Annotated in this window: 11 protein-coding genes and 1 pseudogene; 5 read left to right on the top strand and 7 right to left on the bottom strand. The window is 54.0% G+C overall.

What is annotated here, in order from left to right:
• Positions 1–70: 70 nt before the first annotated feature.
• The 6 genes from RRF56_RS14810 to RRF56_RS14835 all read right to left on the bottom strand — a co-directional run bounded on the left by RRF56_RS14810 (position 71) and on the right by RRF56_RS14835 (position 10865).
• Positions 71–3343, bottom strand: coding sequence for a glycoside hydrolase family 15 protein (locus tag RRF56_RS14810; protein WP_317033939.1), 3273 nt, complete (start codon positions 3341–3343; stop codon positions 71–73).
• Between the two features lie 553 nt (positions 3344–3896).
• Complete coding sequence (locus tag RRF56_RS14815; RefSeq protein WP_317033940.1) at positions 3897–4805, bottom strand: alpha/beta fold hydrolase; 909 nt, start codon at positions 4803–4805, stop codon at positions 3897–3899.
• 212 nt (positions 4806–5017) lie between these two features.
• Positions 5018–6382 (bottom strand): glycosyltransferase family 4 protein, encoded by a 1365-nt coding sequence (locus RRF56_RS14820; RefSeq protein WP_317033941.1) that lies wholly within the window; start codon positions 6380–6382, stop codon positions 5018–5020.
• A 192-nt stretch (positions 6383–6574) separates the two neighbouring features.
• Positions 6575–7726 (bottom strand): DegT/DnrJ/EryC1/StrS family aminotransferase, encoded by a 1152-nt coding sequence (locus tag RRF56_RS14825; protein ID WP_317033942.1) that lies wholly within the window; start codon positions 7724–7726, stop codon positions 6575–6577.
• A complete protein-coding gene (locus RRF56_RS14830; protein WP_317033943.1) occupies positions 7723–8709 on the bottom strand; it encodes an NAD-dependent epimerase/dehydratase family protein in 987 nt (328 codons plus the stop codon). The genes RRF56_RS14825 and RRF56_RS14830 overlap by 4 nt, the downstream gene beginning before the upstream one ends.
• Before the next feature lie 1436 nt (positions 8710–10145).
• Positions 10146–10865 (bottom strand): FecR family protein, encoded by a 720-nt coding sequence (locus RRF56_RS14835; protein WP_317033944.1) that lies wholly within the window; start codon positions 10863–10865, stop codon positions 10146–10148.
• Positions 10866–10987: 122 nt separating this feature from the next.
• Between RRF56_RS14835 and RRF56_RS14840 the strand changes: the two genes are divergently transcribed.
• The 5 genes and pseudogenes from RRF56_RS14840 to RRF56_RS14860 all read left to right on the top strand — a co-directional run bounded on the left by RRF56_RS14840 (position 10988) and on the right by RRF56_RS14860 (position 14526).
• Positions 10988–11425 (top strand): hypothetical protein, encoded by a 438-nt coding sequence (locus RRF56_RS14840; RefSeq protein WP_317033945.1) that lies wholly within the window; start codon positions 10988–10990, stop codon positions 11423–11425.
• An 11-nt stretch (positions 11426–11436) separates the two neighbouring features.
• Positions 11437–12285, top strand: coding sequence for a TlyA family RNA methyltransferase (locus RRF56_RS14845; protein WP_317033946.1), 849 nt, complete (start codon positions 11437–11439; stop codon positions 12283–12285).
• Positions 12286–12377: 92 nt separating this feature from the next.
• A pseudogene (locus RRF56_RS14850) lies at positions 12378–12623 on the top strand (sulfatase); the annotation flags it as partial.
• A gap of 197 nt (positions 12624–12820) precedes the next feature.
• Entirely contained in the window at positions 12821–13849 is a 1029-nt protein-coding gene (locus tag RRF56_RS14855; protein WP_317033948.1) for a hypothetical protein, read from the top strand.
• 98 nt (positions 13850–13947) lie between these two features.
• On the top strand, positions 13948–14526 hold the full coding sequence (locus RRF56_RS14860) for a TIGR04376 family protein (protein WP_317033949.1): 579 nt from the start codon (positions 13948–13950) through the stop codon (positions 14524–14526).
• Between the two features lie 80 nt (positions 14527–14606).
• Here the strand turns inward: RRF56_RS14860 and RRF56_RS14865 are convergent, their stop codons facing one another.
• A complete protein-coding gene (locus tag RRF56_RS14865; RefSeq protein ID WP_317033950.1) occupies positions 14607–14927 on the bottom strand; it encodes a hypothetical protein in 321 nt (106 codons plus the stop codon).
• Between the last annotated feature and the right edge of the window lie 185 nt (positions 14928–15112).

The following is a 15112-nucleotide window of genomic DNA, read 5'->3' on the forward strand; positions in this document are numbered from 1 at the left end:
ACCCAGTTTTCTAACCCTGGGGCTGACCCAGCTTTAGGGTATAACCCTGGAATCTGTGGCAGAGAGACATCTAAGCCACATCTCCCAGGGTTTTCTCAAAAGAATCTTCTCCAGTTTCGACTTCACCCAGTACGGTGAGGAACTGCAGCCCCATAGCAATGTAGGTGGCGCACTGGGTCGGCGGTAGCCGATAGAACGACTGCCAGGCGGCGGCTTTGTCAGACTCGTAGGCCCCAAGGCGATCGGGCTGCTGGTCGAGCCAGCCGAGGCGTACGGCGTGGCCGATCAGCACATCGAGGTAGATGTGGTCTTCAAAGTAAAGGTCGGAGTTGACCTTAAAGATTTCGCCCATCTCCCGCAGGGCCTCAAGGTTGAGGTGGCGATACTCCGGAGCCTGGATTTTGTTGAGCAGGTGGGTAATGTAGCGCTCGAAGTTTTGTTCGCCAGGGGTCATCTCCGAGAGAATGCGATCGCTATCGAGGCGGTTTTTGCGATCGAACTTATTGCCAATCACAATCCCCTTAGAGTGCTTTAGCACCTCCCAGACCTGGGTATAAAATCCTTCGGAGATCCGGGCAATTTCGCCATCAATCACGCGCTTGCGCCACCAGTCGATCGGTTCAGCTTCGGCTGCTTCGGCCTCCTCAGGCTCAATGTCGTCGGGTAACACCTTCCAGTTAATGGGGTTGTGAGGCTTGACATGCAGCGACTCCCGTCGAAAGACCGACTGGTTGAGCCCATCAAACCCGGCCAGCACTTGGCGCAGGCGAGTTTTGAGCTCAAAGGGGCTGAGCTCGATGAGCTGGCCGTAGGCCTCATCTTGGGGAATACCCCGCTCCCGAGCCAGTTCGCTCGTAATCAGCAGCAACAAATACCCCACTCGCAGAGTCATGAGCCCGTTGAACAGAGTGGGTTCGGCCTTAATTAAAATGCTCAGGTCAATTAAGACTTCTTGGGTAAGCACATGGTCGCGCACGTCATCGCCGCAGAACGTGCGAATTTTATCGACAATTTCGCTATGGCCCATCGGCTCGGTAATCAGCGAGGCCTCACTGTAAGACTTGCCCACCGAAATCTGCTTTTGACGCACTAGCAGCTCGGTAACGGCATCTGACAGCGTAATATCGGCTTTGCCCAGCAGCCCGGCTGCCCGGCGCAAAATTCCCCACTGTTCGAGCTGGCTGGCCTTAGCGTAGACCTCATCGAGCAAGTCTTCGACGGTGACCGCATGGTTGGGGCCACCAAAGCCCGTGTCAAAGCCATTGCCGTGCAGGTGTTGCAGGGTACTGAGCAGCTCTAACTGTTCGTAAATGTTGTTTGAGTCGCGCAGTTGAGTCAGCAGCCGATCGAGATCGGTTTCGTGCTCCACGTCGTATTCTTCAATCAGGGAGAGGGGGCCGTCGTGGCCAGGCTCAAAGCCCAAATAGGAGGTCCACAGGGGGGCATAGCCCACGGAGATAGTGCCCAGCTGATACCCGTTGACGTTTTCGACTCGCTCTAGGTTGGTCGTCATCATGAGCTGGTGCAGGGGGCCAAGCTTGACCGGCACGTGGTCGCAGCGATCGTCCTGCAGTTCTTGCATCAGCGCCATCAGCGGCGATTCGTAGATCGGTTTGCGACCCAGCTGAAACATAGTGTGGGTGAGCAGCAGTGTTACCGTGGGGCGACCCGGCTCGCGCCAGTGGTCGTAGATATAGGCCAGCTCACTGCGAATTTGAGCCACTAAAAAGTGATAGTCGAGGGTGAGATAAAACCGCTGCTGGTCTAAGAACGACGGCACAAATACCACCGACTTGCCCTTGATCCGAAAAATACGGGCGGTGGTGAGGCTGCGTAACCGACGCACCGGACGACCGCTGAGCCCCAGCTTGTCGTTCTTGCCAATTTCGGCGTAGATCGACGACAGCTCACTGGCGGGAAATACCTGTACCGGAGCAATCTCTTCTAGGGTTTGGGTGGGTAGGCCGTAGGTAGCCAACTCCATTTGCAGCGCCTTATCTTCGGCCAGCAGCGCTATCTGCACCACCGGGTAGCGATGGTCACCCAAAGCGCGATACCGCCCCAGAGGGTCGATATCGCTGGGTTTAAGCAACCCGTCAGAGAGCAGCTGCCCCAGCAGATACAGGCTTTGGGCCCACACCAGAGGCAGGTTGTCGTTAGGCAGGCGGGTCTGGCTGCCGGGCTTAGCCCGCTCGGCCTCGATCTTGTCGGCGGGTACGTAGTACAGCTCAGGCAGCAGGCCCACCCCATCGCGCTCGACCTCTAGGGCCGCCAGCCGCTCTTGATAGAACTGGATCTGGTCTTTATCGCCGGCAAACAGACTGTCTAGCCACAGGTAGGTAAAGAACAGCGGCCACTCACACTCAATGTGCTCAAACTGGCGCAGTTCTTCGGGCTCGTAGTGCAGCCGCGTAGTGTCTTCGATCACCGCCTGGTGACCGTCGCGCAAAAACCGCTTGCAGCCGTAACGCCCCTGGAGCTTATCGACAATCTTCTGCCGGGTCTTGCGGGCCAAATCGGCATCGTCGATCGCAAAGGCAGGGTAGCCAATCACGTTGAGCAGGGCAGCATCGACCTCCTTAGAGCCAGATTCTCGCGGCAGCATCGACTCTAGGGTGATACGGGCGCGGGCAATCTCGTCGGTGAGTACATGGATGGTGGAGGATTGCCCGCCGCGCATGCCAAACAGGTTGAACCCTCGTAGCGCTTCTAGAGCTGCCTTGGCCAACCCCACAGAGCTGGCGTTGAGTTCCGGCTTGCCGTGGTTCATTTTGTTGCCCCGCTCCCAGATGCCGTAGTCGGGGGTGCGGTAGGCCCGGCCAATGTAATAGACCAGGTTTTGCACAAAGTTGACTTCATCCTGGGTGAAGATGATTTGCAGCCCCGAAGCGGTCATCTGAGCCAGCATCAGCAAATACACCGAGGTGGCATCGATTTGCAGGTGGCCCCACTCGTCGTCGCCCACCACCGGTAGCCCAGTGCCCGTGTCGTACTTGGCGTGCAGCGCCTGTAGCGGATCCTGCCGTTCTTTGAATCGTTCTACCTTCTCAGCCTGGCGCAGCATGGCTTGCAACAGCCCGCGCATCAGCTTGACTACGCTCTGCTCTAGCTCAACCGTGCGGCCCCGGTCGTCGTCGAGGTGGCGGTAGGCCAGCGCTACCCCCCACACCGCCAAAATGCTGAAGACGTTGTCACGCACCCAGGCGTCGGTGTAGTTGCCATGCACATTCACCGCTGTGCTGGCCGGTAAAAGGCCGCTCACCGGGTGCTGCCGCGACAAAATCACGGTTTTGACCTGCTGGTAGTAGCGATCGAGCTGCTCTTGAAGGGCGGCTGAAGACATAGGCGACGGCAAGGAGAACGACAGGGACAGAAATTAATCGGGTTTTAACCCACTCTAGGGGCAATTGACCAGAGAGCCGTCATGGAGATTACAGAATTCTGATGATTGAGCAGGGAGCCTGCTACGCAGAAGTCTGAAATGCACCCTTGGCTCTAGGGCGTGTCATCAATTCCGGCTAAAATCCTGATCCTATCAGCGTTGCGCCGCTCGACCAAACTACAGGCTAGAGGCTGTAACGACGACTCTTGGGCATCGGCGATCCGTTGAGCGCAAGACTGTTGAGTGCAAGACTTCTACACTTTGACGCACCGATTGACTGGCACCCATAGCTGTAGGTTGGGCGGTACATTGGCAGAACCCAACAAACCCGAATTGGTCGTTGGGTGACCCTTCGTTTCACCTGGCTACCCCCAGTTGAGCTGGGGAAATACCGTTTGCCCCTACGCCAGCCTCCTGTTTGGCATCGGGGTTATGGGATTTGGATTGGCTCTAAAACATAGGTTTTGATCGTTGGGGGTGCCGCGTCAGCGGCATGGACGCTTGGTGTTAATAGCTAACCTTGGGGCAGGGTATCTAGCCAGTCGGTCAGCAGGGGGTTGACGACTTCGGGGCGCTCGTCGTGGGGGCAGTGGCCGGTGTTGGGGATGCTGTGGAAGGTGACCAGGCCAGGACGGGCCACTTCTTCGGCCAGCTTGCGGTAAATGTCGGCTCCTTTGATCGGCGTCCAGGGGTCATTTTCGCCCCAGAGCACCAGCAGGGGCTGGGTGATGTGGGGCAGCAGGTCGTCGGGCTTTGGCCCCGGCGGTGCGGTGACAATCGAGGCAAATACCTTCTGCGCAGTGGGTTTGCAGGCGGGGGTGTAGATCATGTCGATCAGCTCGTCGGTGACGGCGGCGCGATCGCGGTAGACCTGCTGAAGTGAGCTGCGAATGCGGCCCTTGCGGCGCACCTGATTAAACACCAGTGGCCCTACCTTGGGGGAACTCACCAGCCAGGTAAAGGCTCCCATAATCCAGGTTAGGGGCGGGTAAAGTTCTTCAGGGCGGTGGTTGAGGCCCCCAGCGCAGTTGAGCACGGCCCCAGCCCTCGCCTTATCGGGGTGATTGGCCAGCATCATCAGGGTGAGCAGGCCACCGATGGAGTTGCCGACGTAGATGGCGGGGGTGCCGATAAACTCGGCCCAAAATTCGGCCAGCAGGTCTTGCCAGAGATCCAGGGTGTAGGGCAGCTCGGGCTGGTCGGAGTCGCCAAAGCCCAGCAGGTCGATCGCATAGACCTGGTGCCCCGCCGCCGCTAAAGCGGGAATATTCTTGCGCCAGTGGCCTAGGGATGCGCCAAAACCGTGAATAAGAACGATGGGGGTGCCTTCACCCGCTACGGTGTAGGCGATCGCATGGCCTCGCCAAGTCCAGGTGTGCTTTTTGAGCGAGGCTAGCGACAGAGAGACCAGTTCAGCAACCATAGACAGAGATGTAACGAAGTGTGACTATGATTAATCATACAAGGTTGGGTCAGGCAGGAGTTTTAGACTCGTCTGCGATCCAAGTAGGGCACTTGATGATCTAGTGATGCGAATCACCTCGCCTGCGATCGCATCACAAACCGGCTAACGTCTGATTAATGGTCTCTGTTGTCTCGATCTTGGGCAGGGTCTAAGCAGGATAAGCGGTTCAGCTAACTTTGCACTGCTGGCTTGGCGTGGGAACTTGCAAGTTTAGGCTGGTTTTCAGCGATCGCCTCCTCAAACACTTCAATCACGCGCTCGACCTTGGCATCCCAGTCAAAGTAACTGGTTCGCACCCGCTCTAAACTTGCTTTCCCCATCTGCTGGCGCAATTCTGGTGACTCCGCCAGACGAATCATCGCTTCTGCCAGTCCATTGACAAAGTCTTCTTTCGAAGTCAGGTCAACCAGAATGCCACAGCTAGAATCTGCATAATCTCCAGGCCCTGCCCAATTAGCTGCAATCACAGGCATTCCAACTGCCATCGCTTCTAGCATGGCGCATCCACCACAATCGCGGATCGCAGGCACCATATAAACATCACATTCACGAATCAGATCGGTGGCCTGCTTTAGTGGAACCCAACCATAAAAGTTAACCTTATCTTGAATCTGAAGAGTAGCAACCTGGGCCTGTGTTGCTTCCATTAATTCGCCACTGCCAATCAGCTCTAGAACTGAGTTTGTCCGTTCCGCCACCTGTTTAAATGCTTCCACCAAAAATGGAATCCCTTTCTGGTCTACAAATCGTGCCATGTAGACAAACCGAGTAGGGCTATCTGGATGGGACTCTGGGCGTTCTGAAGGTTGCCACAGGCTCAGGTCTACGCCACTTTCTACCACCTCGTATACTTTACCTTTAGTCCCTTTGGGCAAAGCCTTGGCTGTACGACTGTTGGCAACCAGCAATATCTCTGCTTGCAACTTACCAGGAATGAGCCAATTTAAGACCTCAGCGGCGGCACGACCCAAGTAGGTAGAAAGACGCGTGACTGGGGATTCTAGGTAACGAAATGCAGGAGGGAAGTCTAGTCCACCACACATAGGACCAATAACCACGGGTGCTCCCACACCGTACATGAAGCTGATTGATTTAGGGGAAATAGGCGTAGGTGAGTAAACTAACTCAATATCAAATTTCTGAACTAATTGTTTGACCAGACTACGTGACCGACTTTGAGTACTCATGTAAATGAGCGGACCCAGGATCATATCTCGAAGCCAAAATGGAGCCCATACGCCAATTTTGGAGATTAAAGCCTGTATCCAAGAATCTTTAATGAAGTAAATCTTCTGGAAAACCAGTTCATCTGGATAACGTTCACGCAATTCCTTACGAATCCTTTCATGACAAACCAACCAGACATCCACGTTATTCGCTCGCAAGCGATCGAAATAGTAGAGCGGCAAACCAGCTTCTCCACTCATTGACAATGACGCATTTTCAGTCGCGATTACGATCCTCATTGTTTTTATCCTATACCTTTCAAAATTACTTCCAAAGCTATTCCAAGAGCGAATCTTGGTTTTGCTCACTGCCTCAGATCATGCACTAACTGACAACTCATGACGCTGTTATGCAAAATGAGAATTATTAGCATAGCAACTGCTTAAAGAGGCTAATGATTCTATTTCTTACTTTTTTATTTGGCGAAAAAAATTCACAATGCTGATGCTTTTTGGCCAACAAAACACTCCCTAAATCTAAATGGGGAGATTGCTAATTCCTCACTGTTGGTGCCATTGCAATATGGCTTCAGCCGTTCGCTGTACCGCTTCGGTGGTGAGAAACGGATGCATCGGCAAACTCAGAATGTTGTGGCAGAGTTGCTCCGTAACGGGCAACCCTCGCCGACCAAGCGGCACTCTCGATTGGTATGCTGGCTGCAGATGAACCGGAGCCGGGTAGTGAATGGCCGTCCCAATCTGGTGGCTATCTAGAAAATGTCTCAGGCTATCCCGTGCCGACCCTTGCACCACGTATTGATGATAAACGTGGGTTACATCTCCTTGGAGTTGAGGCAGTTGCAGTGGTAACCCCACAAAAGAGTCATTGTACTGTTGGGCAACGGACTGGCGAGCGGCATTATCTGCATCCAAAGAGCGCAACTTGACCCGCAGGATGGCAGCCTGAATCGGATCCAGACGTGTATTCGTGCCAGGAATATCGCTGATGTAACGTTTGCGCCAACCATATTGACGCAAGACCGAAACCGCCTCTGCTAAAACGGCATCACTGGTGACTACAATGCCAGCGTCACCTAGGGCACCTAAATTTTTAGTGGGATAGAGACTGAAAGCAGCTAGGTGCCCCCAGGTACCAATCTTGCGCCCATCTAGGGTTGCGCCATGAGCCTGAGCACAGTCCTCGATTACAAATAGGTCATGGCGGTTAGCAAGTTCCATGACGGCAGGCATATTCGCCGGATGGCCATACAAGTGAACGGGCACAATTGCTTTGAGCTTTCCAAGGGAAGGATTTTGATGGACCTGGGCAATCGCGTCTTCTAAACATTCTGCGTCCATCGTGAAAGTCACTGGATCGACATCTACCAGAAGCGGTGTTGCCCCAACCCGTTCAATAGCTGCAACGGTCGCCACGGCTGTGTGAGAAACTGTGATCACCACATCTCCTGCCCCAATATGGCAAGCTCTCAAAGCCATTTCAATAGCATCTGTTCCATTCGCTAAGCCAATTCCATAGCTGGCACCAATGTAAGCAGCAAATTCCTGTTCAAATGCCTCCACTTCCTGCCCCAGGATATAGAAGCCACCATCTAAAACTTGTTGAATTGCAGCATCAATTTCTGCCTTGTGAGCTAAATAGCCTGCCTTAGGATCGGTTTGCAGAATTGGCTCATATTGATCTACTAAGTTCATAAATAATGCTCCAGGTTTTCTCGATAGTATTTCAGGGTTTTAGATAAACCATCTAATAAAGGAACTTGAGGCTCCCATCCAAGTTCTGACCGAATCAGACTATAGTCACTGTAGTAATCTCCAATATCAATGCGCTTACGTTCAGCGGGAAATTTTCGAACGGTAAAGTCACCGCCACCGTTGGCCTCGATCATGCATCTTGCTGTATCCAACAAACTTACAACACAGTCCCCACCCAGATTAAAAATCTTGCCCTCAGCTTTATCATTCAATGCAGTAACTATGAGAGCATTTACCACATCATCAACATAGGTGTAATCTCTTAACTGCTCACCGCCCCAAACCTCAAAGGGCTTTTCTTCGACTAACATGCGAACCCAAATACCCAAGAACGTTTGACGAGAGTCTTTAATTCGCATTCCGGGACCATAGGTATTTGTTAGCCTTAAAGCACTAGTACGAATTCCATAAACATTATTGTAGAGAATATGGTACCACTCACCCGCCATCTTATTAATTCCATTCACATCCACTGGGCGCAGTAAGTGCTTTTCATCTACAGGCAAATAGTCAGGTTTACCATAAAGTTGGCGAGTACTGGTAAACACAATGCGAATGCCTGGGTTATGCTTTCTGCAAGCTTCAAGCATAGAAAGCTGTGCCCGACAATTAATCTCTAGATCGGCATAAGGGTTTTGCATCGAATCTAAATGACTTGTCTGCCCTGCCAGGTTGAACAGAAAGTCTTTACCTTGCACTAGATAGCACATGCTGTGTTCATCACGAACATCAGAAACATTGACATTTACTTGATCTTTAATATCGTAGATATTAAAGAAATTACCTCCATACTCAGGAATTAGGCTATCTACAAGCTGCACCTCTGCACCCAATCCAATTAACCGCCTAGCAAGGTTACTTCCAATAAAACCCAAGCCGCCAGTAATGAGAATCTTTTTGCCTGCAAAATTATTTTCTTCCATAACCCTTTAAATTAAATTTAAAAACCTTTACTTTTCGACCTTCGAAACTTGAGACTGGACACAGCACGACAGCCTGAAACCTTGAGAATCAAGCACTTTTGGAATAGTGGCAATTTTGTCTCAGCCTTCTCTATGAGGCGGAACAACCTATTCAAAAATAACCAAAATTTTTTACCAGTCAGCCTTTCAAAAATATAAATTCACAAAGCCCTGCTTTATGCACAAATACCTGGCATCAACAGTTTTAGTAAATCCAGAATTTCAGAGCACCTGAGTCAACCAATCAATCACTTTTCTTGCAGTGTTCAGACTTCTTATGCAAGAAAAATGAACTACGCGAAATTTTTGACGTCAAAACGTCTGAAGAACTGGAAATTCTTTCAGAACTTGAGGGTTAAAGACGTCCAGATTTTGTTGCCATCGGTCCTTGAGCAGCTCCCAACCTTGTTGGTGATCCAAACCTTAAAGCCATCATGACGTTCTACGTTCTCGGAGAACTTTTTACTGGAGACCTCATACCAAGTTCTACTTGACTATTCCCGATTCCACTGGACAAACGGCGGTAAGGCCTCCGGCTAGGCTATGCCAACGCCCCTGAGGGTTGACCGACTAGGTATCGGGGGCATGAAACTCAGATTCGGTATCACTGGCTGTTCCGGCAAACCCTAAGACTTTGGTATGCAAGAGTTTTGGCACAACAGCAACTTCTAAAATTCGTCTACAGCAAGGCAGTGACGTAACAAACCTAGGTCATTTCAGCATTTATTTTTGTCTATTGTATCGTCTCATTTGGAACTCATCTGAGTTTTTTCATATCATTAAGGGAGACTTTTTTATTTTTATTCTTGTTCTTATATAATTCCTTAAAAGAAGGAAATTTCTCACGTATGCCAGTGACTCATTCAAACGAATAATTCGATCAAGTTAGTGGCAGTAAGCTCATCCCACATCCTAGGAGGGATTCTAAAAAACTGGCTATTTGGATAGCTAAATATCTTTGATGCTTCATACTTTAATTGAGATATTGTAAACTTTTCGGCTAGTTGACTGACAATCACTAATCGGTAACACAGCAGTACGTGGTTCAACACCAGTCGATAAGAGCCCGAAGGTGATACAACTCTGGACGAATCTCGAATTTCTGGAGATTTTAACTGCTGGATCGGTTATTGAGAAAGGTTTCCTCGACATCAAAGAGAAAACCGTATCCATAGAAGGTATGACCTTACTTCGCTGAAGCAAGGCCACCACCAGCCAAAGGCAGGTCGTCCTACAAAACTACTGCACAGCAAAGTATCCAGCTCCCTGCAATCATTTTTTGGCAATTAACCAAGATGCACAGCCTCAGCTTTCTTCGCTGGAGTGAGCGATAGAAGATGGGTTCATAGCTCCATCTAGGGTCAGAAAAGCTTGAGCAATTGGCCGAGCTTAGCGGGTCAATCTAACGCATCGACGGTGGCTTCGATCGCAGGGCGGGTCGGTATGGGGCGGCTAAAGCCGTTGATCAGCGGGCTGTTTTCCAGACGCTGGCGGGCCGTTGCCGGGTCGAGGGGCTGGGCCTCTAGGGCACTGAGGTCTAGGGTGCCGGGAGGCACCAATAACTGTTCACCGCTGTTGAGCACAATTTCGCCTGCGCTGTCGGGCAGGCGTACCGCCACCTGCCCTTCCCACGCAAAGAACTCGACGGGGGCAGCCGGGTCATCGGCGATATTGACAAACACCGTGGTGCCGCGAATGCCTGCGATCCCGGCTGGGGTAACAATTTCTAGGGGTTCTGAAACTGCCCCCTCGACCCAGGTGATCATTTGGCCGGAGTTTAGCAGCAGTTGATTGGGCTGTAGGGTAAGGGACGCATCGCCGCCAATGCGAAAGATAGCACCATTGGCCAGACCCACCTCAGCCAGGGCTTGATCTTGGGTGGCAATGCGATCGCCAAAGGTCATCGCCTGATTTAGCTCGGCAGGCACCGGCTCACTCTGGCCTAGGGTGACTGAGACGGGGCTAGCCACAATGTCTTGAATAGTGGCGGCGATCGCCTGCTCTGCCTGCAATAGGTCAGTCCTGCTTTCGGGGGTGCGGGCCGGTTCGCAGCTGGTCAGAGCGGTGCTCCCGACCAACAGCAGAGCTAGGGGTATCAACTTAGAGATAGGTGGCATGGCTAGGGTGAGGTGACGACAGGGGCAAAAGGCCAGGTCTTTATCTAAGGTATTCAGGCGGGCGGGCTAAGATTCCGGCAGGGCATGATGTAATTAGAGTCATTTACTGGAGATCAATACCTGTGGAACTGGCGATTTGGCTATCGGTGGTGACGGCCATCCTCGGCTTTGGCATGGGGGTAATGGTGTGGGCCTACCGCCGCCCCCTGGGCAACAGCGCCCTCTTCCCTACCCCAGTGACCGAGCTGTCCACTCCGCTAAGTGACGAGGCCCGCGCTCAGTTTGAGTCGGGCTGCACTGCCTTTGCCCAGGGCCGCTACCCAGCGGCGATCGACCAGTTTACCGCCGTCATGACCGCCGAACCGACCTGTGCCGAAGCCTTTCACAATGGCGGGCTGGCCTACGCCAACATGGGCACCGACGGCCTGGCGGTGCAGGCCTTGCTCAAGGCTAGCGACTTGTACGACCAACAGAGCACCAAACCAGGATTGGATTTGGTCAAACAGCAGCTAGAGCAGATCGCTGGACGCCGGGGCCTCAGCCCTCGCGCCACGGCCTAGGAGATACACCGATGGCAAAACAACGCCTAGATGCCCTACTGGTGGAGCGTGGCCTGTGTGAATCGCGGCAGCAGGCCCAGCGGCTGATTCGCGCCGGAGAGGTACAGGTCAACCATGCGGTGGTCGATAAACCGGGCACAGCCTTTGCGGCGGATGTGGAGTTGCTGGTAAAGGCGCGATCGCCCTACGTGTCGCGCGGTGGCGAAAAGCTGGCCAAAGCCCTGGCGGAGTTCCCCATTGCGATCGCCGGACGCATTGCCCTCGATGGCGGCATCTCGACCGGCGGCTTTACCGACTGTCTGCTGCAAGCCGGAGCCAAGCAGGTCTACGGCATTGATGTGGGCTACGGCCAGGTGGCCTGGAACCTGCGCCAAGACTCCCGCGTGGTGCTGCGCGAGCGCACCAACCTGCGCCACCTTACCCCTGAGCAGCTCTACGGCGAGGCTGAGAGCGACACAGGGGGCGAGCCTAGCCCGCGCCCCGACCTAGGGGTGATGGATGTGTCGTTTATTTCGCTCACCAAAGTGCTGCCCGCCTTTTGGGCCTTGCTGGTGCCGCCAAGGGAAGTCGTACTGCTGGTGAAGCCGCAGTTTGAGGTGGGGCGCGATCGCGTCGGCAAAAAGGGCGTGGTGCGCGACCCCGGCGATCAGGCCGATGCCATGGCTAGCGTTTTGGCGGCGGCTCAAGCTCTGGGCTGGGCCTATCGGGGCCTCACCTGGTCGCCCCTGCTGGGGCCAGCGGGCAATATCGAATATCTGCTGTGGCTGAGCCAGACGGGGGAGGAGACAGCTGGCAAAACACCGGCACTAGAGGATCTAAAGGCCTTAGCCAAGGCTGCCCGTGCCACCTTGGGCGATTGATCGGGCGAAGGTCTTACCCCTGGCTCAGGCGATCGCTTGCGGTTCTGTTGACGATGGGGCTTGACTCGCTGTCGATACATTGGCTAAACCCCATGGCTGATCGCCCCGATATTCTGTTGCTTGTGCTCGATACTCAACGGGCCGATCGCCTGTCGTGCTACGGCTACGATCAGATGCTCCAAGACTTGCGCACCCTGGCCGAGCGCCTAGAGGCCAGTGGCTACTACACCGCCGGGTTCTGCAACAACCCGCTGGTCGGCGTTATCAACAACGGCCTGCGGCGGGGGTTCACCAGCTTTCTTAACTACAGCGGCCTACTCACCTCTAAACCTAAAAAATTGTCAGGTTCCTCAATCTGTGGATGAAAGATTTAGAAAGTTGGGGTAAACTTCATCAGACCATGGGGGAAGTGTCTGCTAGAGCTAGGGTTTAGCTCTCTATTCAACCTATTTCAACGATTGGGGCGATTCATTCAGCAACGCCCACCGAGCACCGTCAATACCTCCCTTTGCCAACGCCAGGATTAAATCGACCTATGAACCAGGAAGAATCCTTCAGCACCGCCACATTGTCGCCCGAGGAGCCTACCCCGGTTGATCCAGATACTCTGGTGACCACCTACGCCGACAGCTTAATTACTGAGCTGTTTGACGATGTCGAAAAAATTTTAGACGGCGACGAAACCGCCCTAGCAGCAGTGGAAGCGGCCCCTGACCCCGCGTCAACTGCGATCGCGCCCATCGTTGACACCACCGCCGAAGTGACCGACCCGCCAGCGGTCGAGGCTCCGCTAGCCCCTGTGGGCAGCGAAATCGACTTTTTTAGAGCTGACGATGTGCCTCCCCCACCGCCAGCGGCACCAACCAAGACCCGCTTTGGCAAACTCTTCGATCGCCTGCTGTTGAGCATTACGGCCCTGTCGCTGCTGGGGGTAGGTGGCCTGCTGTGGTTTAACCAGCAGGGCAATCGGTCTTGGCTGGGGCGATCGCCCAACCCCGACACCCTAGCGCAACAGTCTGACGAAGAATTTTTGGCTTACTTGCAGCGATCGCTAGAGGTGATCTCGGGCAAGGTTGAGCGCGGCGAACTGGGCAATGGGGCCACCGCTAGCCAGCTGCCCACCGGAGCCGGTGTGCCAAGCCCGCCTATGCTGCCGCCCCTCGGCGCAGGGGGCACCGTAGGCAGTCTAGGGTCTGGCCCCGTCAACGTGATTGAGCGGGTCTACATTCCTTACCAGACCACCCAGCAGCCTACTGCCAGCGTGCCTGGCGTGGTGCCCCAACCCGGCACCACGGTGCTGCCCTCCCCCATTGCGCCGACAGCGCCGACAGCCCCAGCCGCCCCAACCGCGCCTGCGGCGGCTCCCATTCATGCACTGGTGGGCATTTTAGAACTGGGCGATCGCTCAGCCGCCCTGTTCGAGATCAGCGGCGTCTCCCAACGGGTCTACATTGGCGAACGCATTGGCAGCAGCGGTTGGAGCCTGGTTTCAGTATCTAACGAAGAAGCGGTGATTCGCCGCAACGGCGACGTGCGATCGATTTACATTGGCCAGCGCTTTTAAAGCATCACTCCGGTGAGTGCTGTCTTGGCCCAGCCCCGTGCATCCCACCACAGCAACCCGTTATCCTGAAAGGCAGGCGTTGCGGCAGGAGTTAAACCATGGGCCTCTTTGAAGACCTGAGCAAATTTCTCGAAACCCGGCTCGACGAATTTCTCAAAGCCAACCCCCACCTGGAGTTGTTTGGCCTCGAAGACCAGCTGCGGGGTCAAGAGCAAGATGCCATTCGCCTGCTGGGTGACCTCAAGCGGCGCGAAAAGCAGCTCGAAGACAGCATTCTTGCCACTGCTCAAGACATTCAGCGCTGGCACGAACGGATTAAAAACGCTCAGGCTGCGAATCGCCTCGACTTGGTCAAAGCGGCCCAAGAGCGCGAAGCCGCCCTGCTGCGCCAGGGCAACCAGTACTGGGGCCAGCTCAAAGGGGTCAAAGATCAAATTGAGCAGACCCGCACCCTGCAAAAAGAGATCCACGATCGCCGCCGCGAACTCAAAGCCAAAATCGCCGAAACCCAGGCCCAACGCACTGCTCAGCGCACCACTAGCTGGGATGCAGGCTGGGCCAAGTCTCCCTTCGAAGGCTCCGGCAGGGGTTCTATGGATCCACTTGAAAAGTCATTTCAGCAGTGGGAGACTGAGCAGGAGCTAGAGGAGCTGAAGCGACAGATGGGGAGGTCGTGAGGGTGGGGGCGTGGATGAGTCGAGAGGTGCCCAGAGCGGGGTAATTTCTCTAGGCTCAGGTCTTTATAGCCTGCCCCTCCTTAGACTTTTCTCGGTGGCTTCTTGATTTCAAAGGAGATCGTATCGCCTTTGGATCTGGTCTGAATGGGCTGGACGGGAGCCTTAATGGCTGGACTCGGTGGTGGCGTAGGATTGGTTAGCGGGGGAGGCGCTGGCTGGGGGGAAGGCGGGCCAAAGGTGGGCCGGCTGCGGTAGTTAGAGGCGATCGCCAAACCAATGCCGCCTACCACCGTCAGCGGCAGCGACAGTTCAACGTGGCTGATCCAAGGCACTTGCCCCAACCACTGAGCGGCTTCTGCCCCAAAAAATAGCACCAAAAAACAAACCAGCCAGAGCTTCATAGCAGAAAAACTATACTTTGCCCACAGGGCTAACTAAATTAAATCGTCGAGCGCTCAACCATTGGACTCTCGATAGAGATATCCAGGCAGATTAATTATGGCTTAGGGATTGGTTTTTGCTGTGGCGGAGCTATTGCTCAAAGAATTGGACATCTTTCTTAAGAAAAAGCCCCTTCCGCATCTAA

It is taken from the genome of Nodosilinea sp. E11, assembly GCF_032813545.1.
Lineage (GTDB): Bacteria > Cyanobacteriota > Cyanobacteriia > Phormidesmidales > Phormidesmidaceae > Nodosilinea.

Excerpts from the sequence above, each read along its gene's own strand:
- RRF56_RS14810 (WP_317033939.1), bottom strand. The coding sequence starts at position 3,343 with ATGTCTTCAGCCGCCCTTCAAGAGCAGCTCGATCGCTACTACCAGCAG.
- RRF56_RS14830 (WP_317033943.1), bottom strand. The coding sequence starts at position 8,709 with ATGGAAGAAAATAATTTTGCAGGCAAAAAGATTCTCATTACTGGCGGC.
- RRF56_RS14855 (WP_317033948.1), top strand. The coding sequence starts at position 12,821 with ATGAACCAGGAAGAATCCTTCAGCACCGCCACATTGTCGCCCGAGGAG.
- RRF56_RS14860 (WP_317033949.1), top strand. The coding sequence starts at position 13,948 with ATGGGCCTCTTTGAAGACCTGAGCAAATTTCTCGAAACCCGGCTCGAC.
- RRF56_RS14845 (WP_317033946.1), top strand. The coding sequence starts at position 11,437 with ATGGCAAAACAACGCCTAGATGCCCTACTGGTGGAGCGTGGCCTGTGT.
- RRF56_RS14865 (WP_317033950.1), bottom strand. The coding sequence starts at position 14,927 with ATGAAGCTCTGGCTGGTTTGTTTTTTGGTGCTATTTTTTGGGGCAGAA.
- RRF56_RS14825 (WP_317033942.1), bottom strand. The coding sequence starts at position 7,726 with ATGAACTTAGTAGATCAATATGAGCCAATTCTGCAAACCGATCCTAAG.
- RRF56_RS14815 (WP_317033940.1), bottom strand. The coding sequence starts at position 4,805 with ATGGTTGCTGAACTGGTCTCTCTGTCGCTAGCCTCGCTCAAAAAGCAC.
- RRF56_RS14835 (WP_317033944.1), bottom strand. The coding sequence starts at position 10,865 with ATGCCACCTATCTCTAAGTTGATACCCCTAGCTCTGCTGTTGGTCGGG.